The 16,154-nt window shown below is 68.4% G+C and carries 16 protein-coding genes and 1 tRNA gene; 4 read left to right on the top strand and 13 right to left on the bottom strand.

The window, feature by feature from the left end; all coding sequences use genetic code 11:
- Positions 1-5: 5 nt before the first annotated feature.
- Positions 6-1,112, bottom strand: coding sequence for a flavodoxin-dependent (E)-4-hydroxy-3-methylbut-2-enyl-diphosphate synthase (gene ispG, locus QSJ30_RS12640; protein WP_285609795.1), 1,107 nt, complete (start codon positions 1,110-1,112; stop codon positions 6-8).
- 167 nt (positions 1,113-1,279) lie between these two features.
- On the opposite strand from ispG, the gene QSJ30_RS12635 reads away from it, so the two are divergent.
- From QSJ30_RS12635 to QSJ30_RS12625, 3 genes are all read left to right on the top strand, one after another.
- Entirely contained in the window at positions 1,280-1,609 is a 330-nt protein-coding gene (locus QSJ30_RS12635; RefSeq protein WP_285609794.1) for an STAS domain-containing protein, read from the top strand.
- Between the two features lie 4 nt (positions 1,610-1,613).
- Positions 1,614-4,664 (top strand): BamA/TamA family outer membrane protein, encoded by a 3,051-nt coding sequence (locus QSJ30_RS12630; protein WP_285609792.1) that lies wholly within the window; start codon positions 1,614-1,616, stop codon positions 4,662-4,664.
- Positions 4,665-4,942: 278 nt separating this feature from the next.
- A complete protein-coding gene (locus QSJ30_RS12625) occupies positions 4,943-5,167 on the top strand; it encodes a hypothetical protein (protein WP_285609790.1) in 225 nt (74 codons plus the stop codon).
- Between the two features lie 271 nt (positions 5,168-5,438).
- On the opposite strand, the gene QSJ30_RS12620 is transcribed toward QSJ30_RS12625, so the two are convergent.
- From QSJ30_RS12620 to QSJ30_RS12580, 9 genes are all read right to left on the bottom strand, one after another.
- Positions 5,439-5,513: transfer RNA gene (locus tag QSJ30_RS12620), tRNA-Val, on the bottom strand.
- Between the two features lie 66 nt (positions 5,514-5,579).
- Positions 5,580-5,738, bottom strand: a complete 159-nt coding sequence (locus tag QSJ30_RS12615; protein ID WP_285609788.1) for a hypothetical protein — start codon at positions 5,736-5,738, stop codon at positions 5,580-5,582.
- A gap of 298 nt (positions 5,739-6,036) precedes the next feature.
- Positions 6,037-7,869, bottom strand: coding sequence for a glutamine--fructose-6-phosphate transaminase (isomerizing) (glmS, locus tag QSJ30_RS12610; protein WP_285609785.1), 1,833 nt, complete (start codon positions 7,867-7,869; stop codon positions 6,037-6,039).
- 122 nt (positions 7,870-7,991) lie between these two features.
- On the bottom strand, positions 7,992-8,882 hold the full coding sequence (locus tag QSJ30_RS12605; protein ID WP_285609783.1) for a FliA/WhiG family RNA polymerase sigma factor: 891 nt from the start codon (positions 8,880-8,882) through the stop codon (positions 7,992-7,994).
- Positions 8,883-8,890: 8 nt separating this feature from the next.
- Positions 8,891-9,760, bottom strand: a complete 870-nt coding sequence (locus QSJ30_RS12600) for a MinD/ParA family protein (RefSeq protein WP_285609781.1) — start codon at positions 9,758-9,760, stop codon at positions 8,891-8,893.
- A 164-nt stretch (positions 9,761-9,924) separates the two neighbouring features.
- Entirely contained in the window at positions 9,925-10,296 is a 372-nt protein-coding gene (locus QSJ30_RS12595) for a YraN family protein (protein WP_285609779.1), read from the bottom strand.
- The gene (locus QSJ30_RS12590) at positions 10,283-10,774 is read right to left on the bottom strand and encodes a GNAT family N-acetyltransferase (RefSeq protein ID WP_285609777.1); all 492 of its coding nucleotides are present in this window, start codon (positions 10,772-10,774) and stop codon (positions 10,283-10,285) included. Before QSJ30_RS12590 ends, QSJ30_RS12595 begins: the two co-directional genes overlap by 14 nt.
- Before the next feature lie 5 nt (positions 10,775-10,779).
- Positions 10,780-11,349, bottom strand: a complete 570-nt coding sequence (locus tag QSJ30_RS12585) for a hypothetical protein (protein WP_285609774.1) — start codon at positions 11,347-11,349, stop codon at positions 10,780-10,782.
- 100 nt (positions 11,350-11,449) lie between these two features.
- Positions 11,450-12,763 carry a hypothetical protein gene (locus QSJ30_RS12580; RefSeq protein WP_285609772.1) on the bottom strand — a complete coding sequence of 438 codons (1,314 nt, stop codon included), beginning with the start codon at positions 12,761-12,763 and terminating at the stop codon, positions 11,450-11,452.
- A gap of 346 nt (positions 12,764-13,109) precedes the next feature.
- On the opposite strand from QSJ30_RS12580, the gene QSJ30_RS12575 reads away from it, so the two are divergent.
- On the top strand, positions 13,110-13,283 hold the full coding sequence (locus tag QSJ30_RS12575; protein WP_285609771.1) for a hypothetical protein: 174 nt from the start codon (positions 13,110-13,112) through the stop codon (positions 13,281-13,283).
- A gap of 4 nt (positions 13,284-13,287) precedes the next feature.
- Here QSJ30_RS12575 and QSJ30_RS12570 read toward each other — a convergent pair whose 3' ends face one another.
- The 3 genes from QSJ30_RS12570 to QSJ30_RS12560 all read right to left on the bottom strand — a co-directional run bounded on the left by QSJ30_RS12570 (position 13,288) and on the right by QSJ30_RS12560 (position 16,074).
- Positions 13,288-13,926 carry a 3'-5' exonuclease gene (locus QSJ30_RS12570; RefSeq protein ID WP_285609769.1) on the bottom strand — a complete coding sequence of 213 codons (639 nt, stop codon included), beginning with the start codon at positions 13,924-13,926 and terminating at the stop codon, positions 13,288-13,290.
- Entirely contained in the window at positions 13,923-14,348 is a 426-nt protein-coding gene (locus QSJ30_RS12565) for a hypothetical protein (protein ID WP_285609768.1), read from the bottom strand. Before QSJ30_RS12565 ends, QSJ30_RS12570 begins: the two co-directional genes overlap by 4 nt.
- 85 nt (positions 14,349-14,433) lie before the next feature.
- A complete protein-coding gene (locus tag QSJ30_RS12560) occupies positions 14,434-16,074 on the bottom strand; it encodes an Ig-like domain-containing protein (RefSeq protein ID WP_285609767.1) in 1,641 nt (546 codons plus the stop codon).
- Positions 16,075-16,154: the final 80 nt, after the last annotated feature.

Raw genomic sequence — 16,154 nt, 5'->3', positions numbered from 1 at the left:
ACGCCCTAGGCCTTCGCCGCATCCGCTTCGGCCTTGACCTTGCGGGCCTCCTCCAGGAAGGCGGGGACAAGGTCCTCCTCCTTCACCTTCCGGATGAGCTCGCCCTTGCGGTAGATGAGGCCCTCGCCGGCGCCGCCGGCCACGCCGAGATCGGCGTCCTTGGCTTCGCCAGGCCCGTTCACCACGCAGCCCATGACGGCGTAGGTGATGTTCTCGTGGTTGATGGCCTTCAGGCCCTCCTCGATCTCGTTCGCCACGCGATTCAGGTCGATCTGCACCCGGCCGCAGCTGGGGCAGCTCACCATGCGGAAGCCGCCGGAGCGCAGGGCCAGGGCCCGCAACATTTCGTGGCCCACGCGGCACTCGTCCTCGCCGTCGCCGGTCAGCGAGACGCGGATGGTGTCGCCCAGGCCCTCGGCCAGCAGGATGCCCATCCCGACGCTGGAGCGGATGGTGCCGCCGAAGGGCGTACCGGCCTCCGTGATGCCCAGGTGGAAGGGGTAGTCCACCTGCTTGGCCAGCAGGCGGTAGGCCTGCACGGTGCGGACCACGTCGCTGGCCTTGAGGCTGATCTTGATGTCCCGGAAACTCTCGCGCTCCAGGACGTCAATGTGGCGCAGGGCGCTCTCCACCATGGCTTCGGGGGTGGCCGTGCCGAACTTCTCGAGCAGATCCTTCTCCAGGCTGCCGCCGTTGACGCCGATGCGGATCGGAATTCCCTTGGATCCGGCCTTGTCCACCACGGCCTTCACCCGGTCCTGGCCGCCGATGTTGCCGGGATTGATGCGCAGACAGGCGGCGCCGCCATCCGCGGCCACCAGCGCCAGCCGGTAGTCGAAGTGGATGTCGGCCACCACGGGGATGGGGCTTCGGTCGCAGATCTCGTGGAAGACCTCGCCAGCCTTCTTGGTGGGGACGCTCACGCGCACGATCTCGCAGCCGGCGTTGGCGTAGCCGTAGATCTGGTTGACGGTGGCTTCGACGTCCCGGGTGTCCGTCTTGGTCATGCTCTGGACGCTGATGGGGGCATCCCCGCCCACGGGAACCTTGCCCACCAGGATCTGGCGGGTCTTCCGGCGGGGGGCGAGGGGCTGGAGTTCCTGATCGGACATGGGGCCTCGGACTTCAAAGATTCCAGTGTACCCACCTATGAAACGGCCCGGGGGACGCCGGTTTTCCGGGGAAGGGAATCCATGCCGGAGGATTCCAGGCAGGAGTGGGTTGCGCGGGGCCTTGGCAGCCTTGCTACACTGGCCGCTCACCCGAGGTCCCCATGATCATGAACACTCGAAATCACAACGATGTGCTGATCCTCTACCCCGAGGGGAAGATCACCCTGGGCGACGGCGACCAGGAGCTGGGGGAGGCCGTCCGCACCTCGCTCACCAACGGCTCCCGCAAGATCGTCATCAACTTCAGCAAGGTGAGCTACCTGGATTCGTCAGGCGTGGGCGAGCTGGTGGGCTGCTACACCTCGATCAAGGGCAAGGGCGGCGAGCTGCGCATCTGCGGCATGAGCTCCAAGATCTTCAGCCTCATCAAGATGACCAGTCTGCACTCGGTCTTCCAGGTGACCGACACCGAGGACGAGGCCCTCGCGGGCTTCTAGCGCGGTGCGTCTCCGCGCCGCCTTCGGATGCAGCCTCCTGGCCCTGGTTTCCGCCGCGGGCCAGGAGGCTGTGTCGCTCCGCACAGTCACCTCCATCCAGGTGGTGGGCGGCGACGAGGATGACCGGCGCTTCGCGGAGGCCGCGCTCGGCTGGAAGGTGGGCCAGGCGGTGGACCCGGCGGGCTTCCCGCAGGCCCTGGCGGCGGTGCGCCTGGTGGATCGCTATCGCACGGTGGACGGGACCTTCGGCGGGAACGGCGAGATCCTCCTGCGGCTGGAACCGCTGGCCCCGGTGGCGGGGTGGCGCTGGGAGGGGGACCCCCTGCCCGGGGACCTCCGCAAGACCCTGCTGCCGGATCTGAGGAAGGGCCAGCGTCTGGGGCCCCAGCACCTGGCGGCCCTGGAGCGCAGCATCGAGCAGCGTCTGCGGGAGGCCGGGTATCGTCAGGCCGACGTGAAGGCGACCGTGGAGGCGGGAGGGCGGCAGCTGAGGCTGGCGCTCACGCTCGGCCCGCCCAGGATCATCCGGGAGGTGCGCCTCGAGGGGGACCCCGCGCCCTACACCCGGGAATCCCTGCTGAAGACCGCGGGCATCGCGCCCGGCCGCACGCACTGGACGCCGTTGGTCCAGCGGGAGGCCCAGCGCCGCCTGCGCCAGCGGCTGGTGAAGGACCGGCGCATGGAGGGCTTCATCCGCCTCGCTCCCGTCGAGGGGGATGGCAGCGCCCTCCTCCTGGAAGTCCGGCCGGGGCCGAAGGTCACCTTGAAGGCCAAGGGCATGCCCCTGCTCGGCCCGCTGTGGGGCCGGCCGCGGCTGTCGGAGTTCGTGCCCCTGGCCCGGGCGGAGCGCTACGCGCCGAGCCTCCTGGAGGAGGGTGAGGGCCGGATCGCCGCCTACTACCGCGATCAGGGCTATCCCGAGGTCCAGGTATCCCACGACCGCGTCGTGACCGCGGGCACCGCGGAGCGGCCCGAGGCTGTGACCGTCACCTACACGGTGGTCCGCGGTCCCCGGCGGGTCCTGGGAGTGGTGCGCTTCGAGGGGAACCGGGAGCTGTCCGAAGAGGAACTGCAGAAGGCCGTGCGCCTCCCCAGGCGGTTCCTCCTCCTGCCGCCCCACGCCAAGGCCGAGGCCATGAAGGCCCTGGAGGACCGCCTCACGGCCTACTACCTCCAGAGGGGCTTCCCCGAGGTGCGGGTGCGCCGCCGCGTGGAGGGTGTCAAGGGCGACGCGGTGGAGGTGCGCCTCATCATCCGGGAAGGGCAGCGGCGCTTCCTGGATGCCCTGGTGCTGGAGCTTCCGCCGGACCCCGCCTTTCCCAGGGATCGCCTGGCGCAGAGCCTGCTGCTGGCGCTGTCGGACCACCCCGTGGCCGTGCGCGGCACCTCCCGCTATCGCTCGGACCGGCGCCACCTCCAGGGCTTTGAGGGCACCCTCGAGACCACGCCCGAAGGGGCCCGCCTGACCTTCAAGCCCGCCCTGCCCCTGGTCCGGAACGACCTGGCCCTGGTGGTCTCCGACCTGCGCCAGCGCCTTTCCTCGGCGGGCTCGGCCAACCCCAAGGTGAAGCTCGCCTTCGAGGACGACGAAACCCAGCCCGTGGTGCGCTTCCAGGTGCCCACGCAGCCCCTGGACCGCACGCGGCGGCTGGTGGTGCAGGGCAGCGACCGGACGCGCGCCGAGGCGGTGCTGCGTGAAACCGGGCTGGCCGCGGGTGTGCCGCTGGATCCCGCGAAGCTGGACGAGAGCCAGGTCCAGCTCGGCGGACTCGGGGCCTTCCAGCGGGTGGACCTGCTCACCCTGAAGGACCTCCCCGGCCAGGAGAAGGAGCCCTGGCAGCGCGGGGATCTGGGTCTGCGCCTACAGGAGCGGAATCCCTGGGTGTTCACCGAATCGTTCGGCTATGACAACACGCAGGGCTATCACTTCGGGCTGAACGCCCAGCGCCTGAACGTGGGCGGCATGGGGCGGTCCCTGGATTTCGGCTTGCGGGCCGGGGACCAGACCCTCGACAGCCCCTTCCTGCGGCGGGCCTTCCCCACCGGCGACATCAAGCGGTCCGTGGACAGCTACAGCATCGGCTACACCGATCCCTGGTTCCTTCCCGGGTCGCTGGATTCCCTGCTGGCGCCCCGCACACGCTTCCGGGTCGAGGGCGCCTACATCGAGGAGGCCCAGGCCGCCTTCTTCGCCCGTCGCCGGCGGTTCACGCCGAGCCTGGAATGGAAGATCAGCCCCGTGCAGGTGGTCCAGTTCGGCTACCGCTTCGAGCGGGTCGAGGTGGCCTCCAACACGGACAGCGACGGCGTGCCGCTGCTCGCCGACCAGGATCTCTTCCTGTTGGCGCGGACCCCGGCCCGGAGCATCATCTCCGCGCCCTACCTCCAGGTGGTGGTGGACCGCCGGGACCGGCCCTACGATCCCACCCAGGGCACCTTCTTCCTGGGGCGGCTGGAGCTGGCCAACCAGGTGTTCGGGACCTCCACCAACAGCAGCTTCGTGAAGCTGGACCTGCGCCACCAGTGGAACTGGCCCGTGGGCTTCCACGCGGAGCACGGCGTCTTCATGGTCAGCGCCCGCCTGGGGCTCGCCCGGCCCACCGCGCAGTCCGCCAAGGATCTGCCGCTGTCCGAGCGGTTCTTCGGCGGCGGCTCCTTCACGGTGCGCGGCGTGGAGCCGGACATGCTGGGGGACATCCAGCGCACGGACTCGCTGGGCAACAAGCTCGCCCATCCCATCCCGCTGGGGGGCCAGGCCCTGGTGGTCATGAACCTGGAATACCGCTTCCCCTTCTTCGGCATGCAGAGCGTGTGGGCCGAGGTCTTCGCCGACAGCGGCCAGGTCTACCGCAGCCTGAATCCTGAGAAGGATGCCCTGTCGAGGTTTCCGGCGCTCCGCACCACCCTGGGCGTCGGCATCATCCTGAAGCTGGGCTTCCCCCTCAAGCTGGAGTACGCCGCCGACTGGAAGCGCATCATCGGCCGCCCCCGCAGCGAGGAAGAGCGCGATACCCAGCTGAAGAGCCTGCTGATCTCGGCGGGGTTCCAGTTCTGAGGGATGGCCAGGCTCCGGGCCGTTGAAGCGGGAGGGCAGTCCCCCGGGCGTGGTTCCACCCGGGAAGGGTGACCTCTACCGCTGGGAGCCCAAAAACGACCGTTCACCTGTTTTTTCTTCTCAGGTCTGAGCAGGGACCCATATTGGCGGCCTTCGTTCTGGATCCATCCAGGACCAGTTGCCTGGGTTTGGGTGGTCCGGATCTCCAATCGCCGCTGTCGCGAATGGGTTGCGGCCATGGCGGCGTCCCACTGGCAACCCGGTTTCAGGAGGACCCCATGTTGTCCAAAGCCGCCCTGGATTTCCTGCTTCGCCTGACGGACTGGTTCCATGGCCACTGGGAGGACCCCGAGTGGGGGAAGCGCCCCACCACCCAGATCCTCATTGCGCTGGCGCTCCGCGACCTGGCCACTGGCCTCCATGACGCGGAGTCCCGCAGCCAGATCCAGGCCGCCGCCGACAAGGTCATCGCGAAGAGCGGCCAGGCCATGACCCGGGCCTGATCGGTTCCACCCGGGCCGCTACCGGGCCGCCGCTGCTTCTCGGCGGTCCGAGACCGCGCGATTGGAGATACAGAAAAGGCCGCCTTTCGGCGGCCGATCTTGGTTGGCGCGGGCGGTCTCGAACCGGCGCGCGGCTGGCCCCGCGGCCAAGCGTCTCCGGCGCTCCACTGGAGCGCCTCCGCCGGGCCGCTACCGGGCCGCCGCTGCTTCTCGGCGGTCCGAGACCGCGCGATTGGAGATACAGAAAAGGCCGCCTTTCGGCGGCCGATCTTGGTTGGCGCGGGCGGTCTCGAACCGCCGACCCCTACCGTGTCAAGGTAGTGCTCTACCCCTGAGCTACGCGCCAGCGCGAAACTCCATTCTAGCGGAACGGGGGCGGCTGTCGAGCCTCCAGGCGGGGTGGCAGGTCGTTTCAGCGGTTCCAGTACCAGAGCAGCAGGGCGGCCAGGGTGCCGAGGATCACCAGGGTCCATTCGGCGGCGTAGGGATGATCTAAGGCGAACCGCGTCAGGGGCACCTGCGGATGGAAATGGGCATGACCATGAGGATGGGGGTGGGTGTGGGTGGTCATGGGAACCTCCGATCCTGAGGACCACGGTCCACCTCAAACATGGGTCGCGAAGGCCCCGGCGCCATCACAACCCCCGCCTTCGACGGGCGGATCAATGATGGGCGGCCGGCCAGAAGAGCCAGGCGAACAGGGCTCCGGCCAGGATCAGCAGCCAGTCGAGCGAGGGGTCGTGCGCGAAATCGTGGCGGCGGAGGAAGTGGGCGGCCATGGCAGCCTCCATCCAGGGGACACCCGTCCACCTTGAAGGTGGGGCCGAGCGGGCGGAACTGCCGTGACTTTCCTGGAAATTCCCTGGTCGCTATTCCACTGTGACGGACTTGGCCAGGTTCCTCGGCTGGTCCACGTCGCAGCCCCTCAATACCGCAATGTGGTAGGCCAGCAGCTGGAGGGGCACGGCGTAGACGATGGGGGCCAGCCAGGGGTGGACGGCCGGCAGCTCCAGCACGTCCTCCGCGATGCCCGAGAGCCCCGTGTCGCCTTCGGTGACCAGGGCCAGGATGCGGCCGTCGCGGGCGGCGGCTTCCTGGAGGTTGCTGAGGGTCTTCTCCCGGTGGGCGTCCCGGGGCATGAGGGCCACCACGGGCAGGGTCTTGTCGATGAGGGCGATGGGGCCGTGCTTCATTTCGCCCGCCGGGTAGCCCTCGGCGTGGATGTACGAGATCTCCTTCAGCTTCAAGGCTCCTTCCAGGGCAATCGGATAGCAGGGGCCGCGGCCCAGGTAGAGGAAGTCCGTGGCGTCCTTCCAGCGCTGGGCCCACTGGATGATCTGAGGTTCCAGGCTGTTGAGGCGCTCCAGGTGGGCGGGCAGCTCGCGCAGGCCCTGGAGCAGCTCGGCCTTGAGCACGGGGTCCACGGTGCCCTTGGCCTCGCCCAGCTTCAGGGCCAGCAGGGTGAGCACGGCCAGCTGGGTGGTGAAGGCCTTGGTGGAGGCGACGCCGATCTCGGGCCCGGCGTGGGTCATGAGGGTGGCCTCGGCCTGACGGGTGGCGGTGGAGCCCATGACGTTGCAGACGGCCAGGGTTCGGGCCCCGCGCAGGGCGGCTTCCTTCATGGCGGCCAGGGTGTCGGCGGTCTCGCCGCTCTGGGTGATGCCGATGATGAGCGTGCCGGGCTGGATCACGGGTTCGCGGTAGCGGTACTCGCTGGCGTAGTCGACTTCGACGGCCACCCGGCTCAGCTGCTCGATGAGGAACTTGCCCACGAGGCCGGAATGCCAGCTGGTGCCGCAGGCCACGATGTGGATGCGGTTGAGGTCCGCCAGCTCCTGGGCGTTGAAGGGCAGATCCAGGGGGATCGCCTCCCCGTCCAGCGGCAGCCGGTTCAGCAGGGTGTTCGAGAGGGCTTGGGGCTGCTCGAAGATCTCCTTCTGCATGAAGTGCTTGTAGCCGCCCTTTTCCGCGGCGACAGGGTCGTAGGGAATGGTGACCACGGGCCGGTGGATCTCCGCGCCATCGAGGCCGAAGATGCGCGCGCCGTCGCGCGTCAGCTCCACCAGGTCGCCATCTTCGAGGAAGATCACGCGGCGGGTGTGGGGCAGGAGGGGCACCACGTCCGAGGCCAGGAAGGTCTCGCCTTCGCCCAGGCCCAGCACGAGCGGAGGGCCGCTGCGGGCGGCGAGGATGCGGTGTTTGTCTGCGGCCTGGAGGCAGGCCAGCGCGTAGATGCCCCGCATGCGGCCCACGGCTTCGCGGAAGGCGTCCGGGAAGGTCATGCCCTGCTTCATCAGGTGGGCCACCATCACGGGGAAGCATTCCGTGTCGGTCTCGGAGCGGAAGGTCTCGCCCGCGGCCTTCAGCTCGGCCCGCAGCTCCAGGAAGTTCTCGAAGATGCCGTTGTGCACGGCCACCACCTGCCCGTCGCCGCTGCGGTGGGGATGGGCGTTCTCCTCCGTGGGCCGGCCATGGGTGGCCCAGCGGGTGTGCCCGATGCCCAGCGGCGAGGGATCCGCGAGATCGACCTTGCCCGCGAGGTTCGCCAGCTTCCCCGAGGCGCGGATGATGCGGAACCCGTCCGTGGGATCCGACAGGGCCACGCCGGCGCTGTCATAGCCGCGGTATTCCAGGCTCCGCAGGCCGTTCACCAGGATGCCCGCGGCGCCCTGCTGGCCGATGTAACCGACGATTCCGCACATGAGGGACTCCGATCCGATGCTTCCGACCATAGCCGGGCGGGGCTGAGGTTCCAATGTGGCTGGGGGCACACGCCCTGAGGTAGCAGGGGAACCACAGGTGTGGTGCGTGGACCGGCGGCGCGTCAGCCCCGGATCTGCTGCTCCAGGAGCTTGCTCCGGAGCTGCAGCATGGCCTTGGTGTGCAGCTGGGAGACCCGGGACTCGGTGATGTTCAGGAGGATCCCGATCTCCTTCATGGTCAGCTCGTCGAAGTAGTAGAGCTGGACGACGAACTTCTCCTTCTTGGGCCGTCCCTCGATGGCCGTGCGCAGGATGGCCTTGATCTCCGCGGTCTGGAAGATCTGATGGGGATCCTCGGCGTCCGGATCGGGCACGAAGCTGATGAGGCTCTCGCCCTCGCCGTCCTCGCCCGCCTCGACGAAGGTGCCGAGGGTGACGCCCTTCAGCTCATCCAGGTTCTTGTGCAGTTCTTCGAGGGGGAGGCCCAGGTGGCGCGCCACCTCCTCGTCCGTGGCCGCCCGCCCCTTCTGCTGCTCGATGAGGTGGTAGGCGTTCTCGATGTCCTTCTTCTTCCGCCGGAGGCTGCGGGGCACCCAGTCCAGTTCCCGCAGGCCGTCCAGGATGGCGCCCTTGATCCGCAGCTCGGCGTAGGTCTTGAACTTGATGTTGCGGGTGGGCTCGAACTTCTCGATGGCGTCCATCAGGCCGAGGATGCCGCTGTTGATGAGGTCATCCAGCTCGACGTGGGCGGGGAGACGCGAGGCGATGCGGTGGGCCACGAACTTCACCAGGGGCACGTAGTCCTTGATGATCTGCTCCCGGTTCTGGCGGTCGAAGGGCTCCGGAGGCTCCGCCTCACCGCTGGCGGGGGAGGCTGCCGCCTTCGCCCGGTCACTGGCCGCCAGGAGGGCCGCCCAGGGCCGGAGGGCGGCCGGAGCGGACGCCACGGCCCGGGCCAGTTCGTCATCGATGGACGAGCCGGAATCGACAGGCTGGTCTGGGATCAGGACCATTCGGATTCCTAGGGTGCGTCACCAGGCGCGGGCAGTCTCCAGAATGCCGCAAAGTCGTCCGGCTGCAAGGATACCTGGCCCAGCAATTGCTGGGCGATGGCGCCGAAGGCCCTAGAAGCCGGGCTGTCGGGGAAGAGCTCCACCACCCCCCGCTGCTGGCGCACCGCCTGGAGGATGTGGGGATCGTTGGGAACCATGCCCAGCACCGGAACCTGTTTGCCCAGGAAACGTTCCGTGGCCTCCTGGAGCTGGTCCACGGTCTCCCGGGCCTCTTCTGCGCTCTGGCCGTTGTTCACCAGCAGCCACAGCGGCTTCGAGGGCTCGCGCAGGTGCAGCACCTTCACCATGGCGTAGGCGTCCACCAGGCTCGTGGGTTCGGGGGTGGCCACGAGGATGACCTCCTGGGCCGCCAGAAGGAGCTTGAGGACCGATTCGTGGATGCCGGCCGCGGTGTCGATCAGCAGCCAATCCACCGTCTCGGCCACCCGCTGGAGGCCCTGGACCAGGCGCAGCTCGCTCATGGTGTCGAGGCGGGTGAGCTCCTGGATGCCGCTGCTGGCCGGCAGAATTTGCATACCGGAAGGGCCCTCCAGCAGGATCTCCTCCAGCACCTTCTCGCCCCGGAGGACATGCTCGAGCGTGTATTTCGGGGACAGGCCCAGCAGGATGTCCAGGTTGGCCAGGCCGAAATTCGCATCCATGACCACCACCCGCTGACCCAGCCTGGCCAGAGACAGGGCCAACCCGGCGGTGACGTTGGTCTTGCCCACACCGCCCTTGCCGGAGGTGATGGCCACGACCCGGGCGGCGAACAGGGGCGCCTCGGCGCCCTGGCCCAGGGGCAGACTGCGGAGCCGGGGGGCCGCGTGACCACTCATTCCGGCGCCTCCGCCCCTGCCGTCGCTGACGCCCGGACCGCCGGGTCCGGCGGCCACGCCTGGCGGGCCCATGATGGAAGCAGACTGTCCTGGAAGGTCAACATACCGACACCCGCCGGGTGCGGGGCGAGGCTTGTGCCAAAGAAGCTGTCAGCTATCAGCTGTCAGGGATGGATCTTCAGGGCGTCCCAGCGCTCCGGTGGGTGGAAGCGGCACCTCAGCCCGGCCCAGCTCACGCGCTGGAAGGTGACCTGGCCGGGCCAGGGGACGCGGTCCAGCCAGGTCCGGAGGGCCCGCTGGAGACGGAGGCGCTGCTCGGGCTCCAGGGCGGTGTCGGCCCCGACCCAGGCCCCAGGCCGCCGGGCCTTCACCTCCAGCAGGCGAAGCTCGGGTCCCCGGCTCAGGAGCAGGTCCAGCTCGTAGCGGCCCAGCTTCTGCCGCCAGGCCACCAGGTCCCAGCCCCGGGCCCAGAGCAACCAGAGCGTCAGCCGCTCGGCGCGCAGCCCCAGCCGCCGGGCGGCCTCACCTCGGCGCATGGGGGAGGTCCAGGGCATAGAACACGGTATCCACGGCCATGCGGGGGAAGTCCCGAGGCAGGTCCCCCGCCTCCACGCGCCGGAATCCGTTGCGCTCATAGAAGCGGTGGGCGGCGCCCATGTGGGGGAGGGTGCCCAGCCAGATGCCCGGGAGGGCCTGGCTCCTGGCGTGGTCCAGCAGGGTGTCCAGGAGGGCCTGGGCCAGGCCGCTGCCCCGGTGGTCCTTGTGGAGGAACATCTTCCTCAGGGCGCCTCCGCTTCCGAAACCGATGAGGCCGATGGTGCCCACCACCCGGCCTTCCGCGAGGGCCACCCAGAATCCGCCCCGGCCCGCCAGGTAGACCTCGGGAATCCGCGCCAGGTCCGGCTGGTCCCGGGCGGTGATGGGCACCCCGAACTCGATCTGCTGGATGGGGAGGATCAGGTCGAGCACCTGGTCCTCGAGGCCCGGCTGGAAAGGCTGGATCAGGAGGGCCATGGATCCTACTCGTCGCGCCGGGGCAGCAGGAGGCTGCGCTGGACGCGCTCGAGGTTGCCGTGGAGGCGGACGATCTTCCAGGCCAGGATCATGGCGTAGCCCAGCCAGACCCACAGGATGCGGGGATCCACCGGCGTGCGCTTGAGGACCTCCGTGCCCAGGTCGAGGCGCAGGCCCTGGAGGAACCAGGTCACGGCGCCAAAGGCGATGACCAGGTGCCCCCAGCGGATCCAGAAGGGCCGCAGGCCCTCCTTCACCTTCCAGCGCAGCAGCAGCCACCGGTCGAAGCGGTCGCTCTTCTCCTCGGCGAAGTGCAGGGCCAGGAGCTGGTCCACCAGTGGGGCGTAGCGGTGGACCTTCAGCTCCTGGACCTCCTCCTCGCCGTTCAGCTTGCGGAGGAAGGCGCTGCGGATCTTCCCGATGCACTCCTCCCAGGGCGCCTCCTCCCGGTGCAGCGAGAGGTGCAGGCGCACCAGCCCGACCCAGAGCAGGGCCTGGGCCAGCAGCACAGCCCACAGGGACGCGCCCTGCCAGCCCTGGGTGCGGACGAGATCGAGGAAGCGGGTGAGGTCCATGGGGCGAGTGTACCGCCATCCCTCCAAGGCCCGGCAAGGGGTCAGAGGGAGGCTGCCTTGGCAGAGGATCTGAAGGCCGGGTACCACCTCGCCGTATCGCCTATCGATCCGCTCCCTTTGGCAACAAGGTCCGCACGCTCAAGAATGCCAGGAGCGGAATCGCGAACGCGTAGACGTACTGCGTCCGCGACACGCCGATGCCGAACGGAAACCAGATGCCCGGTACGCCGATCGCATCGAGCAGCTCGCCGCCGAATAGCGCGGCCATGATGGAGGCCAACGTGACGAGCGCCAGGATCCGCATGGATCCGCTGCGAACGATGCGCGCTCCTATCACAATAAACAGCGCGATGGACGCGAGCCGGCTGCCCCTCGTCACGCTTGCCGAATGGATCACGGCGCCGACAATCGCGGCGACCGCCGCCAGCGCGGCGGACACATCGAAGGTCCGCCACGGAGGAAGGCACCAGCGATTCCAGGCCAGAGCCCAGGCGGCCACCGTGGGCACCCACATCACTGACGCCAGCCAGGCATAGGTAGCCAGATCCATCAGATCGGTCCAAGCGAGGATCGCGTTGTTGAGACGCCTGGCCGCCATGAGCGCGAGCGCGATGCAGGCAAAGATCAGGAAACGCCCGTGGCTGCTTCGAGGCCGGCACCAGAGTGCCAAGCCAATGAGTGCAAACATCGTTAACGGCTCGATCACATCGACGATGTAACCGGCGATGGTTCGCTGCCATTGCACGCGGTGGAGCGCATCGCTCGCCGGCCGCGGAGCCAGTATGGGAACGCTGTGCATGCCGCCACCGTCTGCGCTGACGCCGGAAACGGGAGGCATATACGCGCGGACAGCGAGCACGCCACGGGTGCCCGCCACACCGGCAGGCAGGGCGAACTGCAGCGGCCGCGTGCCGACGACCCGCGGGGCCGCACCGAGCCTGCCCGACCCGCCCAACAGTTGACCGTTCCAATAGAGCTCGTAGCCATTCTCGACGAGGGTCGGTCCGAGGATGTCCCACGACGCCGGTCCGGCCGGCACCGTCACCGCGCGCCGGTACCAGGCGTAGCCGTGATAGCCGGGATGACCGTGCGCCATCCATCCGCCGACATAATCGGGCAGACCTACGTCGCCATCGTGGCTGCCCGGCGCGGCGGTCATGTCGACCGTCTCCCAACCGCTATCGTCCGTGGCGGCCTCCGCCCAGCGGGGGTCATCGCCGGTACGGAATCGCCAGGAGCCGTCGAGCAGGGTCGCCGCGGCGCGCAGCTCCGGCGGATCAGGGCGGCCGCCGCTCGCCAGGTCGGCGATCACGATGGCAAATGCCAGCAGCGTCGCAATGGCGACGCCAAGCATCAATTTGCGTTGGGTTGCGTTGGTCGAGGCCGCCGTCGAAGCATTCGAATAGGGCTGCATGCAATGACCTCATTGATAGTTCGGTATTGATGTCTTGACATCGATAAACAGGTCAACATTCGAACGAATTCAACCAGTAGGGCCTAGATGGGGGCATAGAAGATCAAGCAACACCGCCTGTTCGCGCGTTGACATTGAGCCCGTGCGATCCTGAAGCCGCTTCCGGAAGCGCTGGCTCCACCGCAATCGCACCTTCGATACCGGCCCGGCGATCTGACGATGAGCCGCTAGGCAGGTTGCGGTTGCACCGGGCCATGGTGCGCGAGCTTGCCCTTGGCTAGCAGCAGAGTCTGCCGAAGCGCGCGTCGTCGAATTGGGGTGTAGGCTTGCCCCAACGGAGGGTGCCATGGTGGCTGAAGGCATGAAGACGGCGGCGAACTGGGCCAAGGAACTGGGCGTTCCCGAGAAGAAGCTCAAGGATGCCTTCAAGGCCGCGGGCATCGAGCCCGACGCCAAGAAGGGGGTGTGCGCCTACTACGCCCAGGCCTCCGCCGAGAAGGCGAAGAAGGCCATCAAGTAGTGCATCAGAGCTTGTTCCAGGCCACTTCGCCGGCGGCGAGGAAGGCCTCGCCGTCCATGCCCCGGTCCTCGGCGCGCTGGATCAGGTGCTGGAGAGCCTCGGCGGTGGCCTCGGCGTCCTGGAGGGCGCGGTGGGCGCGGGTGTTGGTGATGCCGAGGAACTCACAGAGCTCGGCCAGGCTCCGCCGTGGCAGCTCCGGGATGAGCTTCTTGGCCAGCAGCCGGGTGCAGATGAGGCGGTGGCGGCGCCAGACGCCTTCGGGCAGCCAGGCCTTGAGGAAGCTGCCGTCATAGGGCGCGTGGTGGGCCACCCAGATGCGGCCCTCCAGCTTCGGCACCAGCTTCAGGGCCACCTGCTCCCAGGGCGGCGCGCCCGCCAGCATGGGCAGGCTGATGCCGGTCAGGCGCTGGATCTCTTCGGGCAGGAAGCCCTGGATGGCGGCCAGGCTCGACCAGCGGTCCTCCACCACGGGACCCGCAAGGCGCACCATGCCCACTTCGGTGATCTCGGAGGGCTGGATGAACCGCCCATCCTTGCCCCAGCGGGCCTTGGGACTGCCGCCGGTGGTCTCCAGGTCCAGCACCGCGAAGCGCAGCTCCCGCAGTGCGGGGGAGCCGGGTTCGAGGAGGGGCTCCTGGGTCATGCGCTGACCAGGGTCTTCAGGCCGTCCTTGAAGAGCACATCGACCTTGCGGCCCATGCGCCGCTGCACGCGGCCCAAGCCGAAGGCGGGGTGGTCCATCCAGGCGCCTTCCTCCCAGCGCTCGGCCACGGAGTAGGGCCGGGCCCGGGCGCCGCCCTGCTCGCGGGTCACGGCCTCCTGGAACTGTGCCACCAGGGAGCCGGGCCGCGGACCGCCAGCCTTGGCCGCCGCCGGGATGCGAGGCGAGCGGGGCAGGGGCTCGGGCTTGGCCACGCGGAATTTATGAACGGAGCGGCAATTTCCGCAGATGAGCCGGTCGGGCACGCCATTGGTCACGGTCAGGACCTGGTGGCGCGTCTCGCCGCCGCAGCGACCGCAAGGCGCATCCACATCCTGGCCAGCGTAGTAGGTCTTCATCGTCATCGCTTCAGGTTAGCAGGCCCGAAGTAGCCCAGATGTACAGGAAGGCGGGGGCCGAGGGGCCCCCCGCCTCCACTCGGCCGAAGGGTCACTGCTTGGTATGGTTCAGGGTGCCCGTCGCCTGGAAATCATCCGAGTGGTTGGTAGCCAGAGTGGTGGCGTTGATGAAAGCCGCCCAATGGAAATGCGGGTTGGCCCCGTTCCAGGGAGCGCGGCTGAGGCTGCCTGCGCAATTGGTGTAATCGGTGAAATGGGATGTGCAGTTGAAGATGATCTGGCCTGCGGAGGAGGGGTTGTCGAGGGATCCCTGGGTGCTGAACGTGCCCTGGTGAGAGGCCACAATTTGGGAGAAGGAGATGCAACTGCTCCGGTTGATGTAGACGAGGGAATAGGTGAAGGTGCCGTTGGCGTTGAAGGTATAGAAGCTGCCGTACTCGCCGATGGTGTCGACAAAGCTCCAACTTCCTACAAGACGGGCGTCAACGGTGGGCGTCGAGCCAGAGATCCCGAAGTTGGCGGTGGCAGTGTACCCGCTGGCGGTGGCCGTGATGTTGACGGTACCGGCTGAAACCGCTGTGACGGTGCATCCGGTGGCGTTAGGGGTCGCGGTGGCGACTGCGGAGTTGGAGGAAGCCCAGGTGACTCCCGTGGTGTAGGGGCTGGTCGTGGTGCCATTGGACCAGTTGGCCATCACGACAACTCCGGTTGTCTGACCCACCTGCAGCGAGCTGGTCGACTGGAGCATGGTGAGGCCAGTCAGGGCGGCCGCGGGGCCGGCAGTGACGGTGATGGCAGCCGTGCGGGACACGCCGCCCAGGCTCGCGGTGATGGTCGCGGTTCCAGCGGCGACAGCGGTCACCACGCCACCTGCATTCACGGTGGCCACGGAGGGCGCGGAACTGATCCAGGTCAGATAGGAATCGTAAGGTGTGGTGCCGGTGCCGTTGGACCAAATCGCGGCCGAGGTGATGTCCACGGTCTGCCCAACGCTCAGGGTGCTGCTCGCCGGGGTGAGGGTGATGGCCGTGAGGGTGGGGCTTGAGGCGCTCACGGTGATGGCAGCCGTGGTGTTGAGGCCATTGGCGGTGGCCGTGAGGGTGGCGGATCCGGCGGCGACGGCTGTGACAACGCCCGCCGAATTCACCGTAGCCACGCTGGGAAGGTTGGTGGTCCAGGTCACGCTGGAATCGTAAGGGACAGTACTGGTGCCATTGGACCAGTGGGCGGTGGCGGTGAAGTCCGCCGTCTGCCCCACGTTCAGGGTGACGCCGGTGGCGGGGGTGAGGGTGATGGAGGTGAGGACCGCGGCGGAGGCATTGACGGTCACGACGGCGGAGCCCTGGATGGCACCCTTGGTCGCGGTGATGGTGGCGGTCCCGGCCGCCACTCCGCTCACCAGGCCGCTGGCGGACACGGAAGCCGTCCCCGGGGCGCTGGAGGTCCAGGTCACCGAGCTGTCGTAGGGCGTGACCGTGGTGCCATCGGAAAAGTGGCCTGTGGCCTGGAGATCTGCCGAAGCGCCCACATTGAGGGTGGGGCCCGCGGGGGCGAGGGTGATGGAGGTCAGAGTCGCCGTGGCTGCTGGCGGAGGCGAGGACGGGGCGGAGCTGCCTCCGCCGCTTCCACCGCAGGCCAGCATCAGGGCAGCCGCGAGGCAGGCACCCACGGCCCGGAGGGGCCGGTTCCGGCGAAGGGCGGGCGATGGGGAGTAGGCGTGCATGTCGGGCATGGTGACCTCCAGAGAATCGCCTTCAGGTTGGCCACGACGTTGAAGGGCTGGCAGGACCACTTTGGTGATAGGGGGTGGGC

Origin of the sequence: Geothrix edaphica (genome assembly GCF_030268045.1) — a bacterium.
Lineage (GTDB): Bacteria > Acidobacteriota > Holophagae > Holophagales > Holophagaceae > Geothrix > Geothrix edaphica.
The sequence above is the reverse complement of the archived record's forward strand: the minus strand, read 5'-3'. Positions and strand labels throughout refer to the sequence as shown.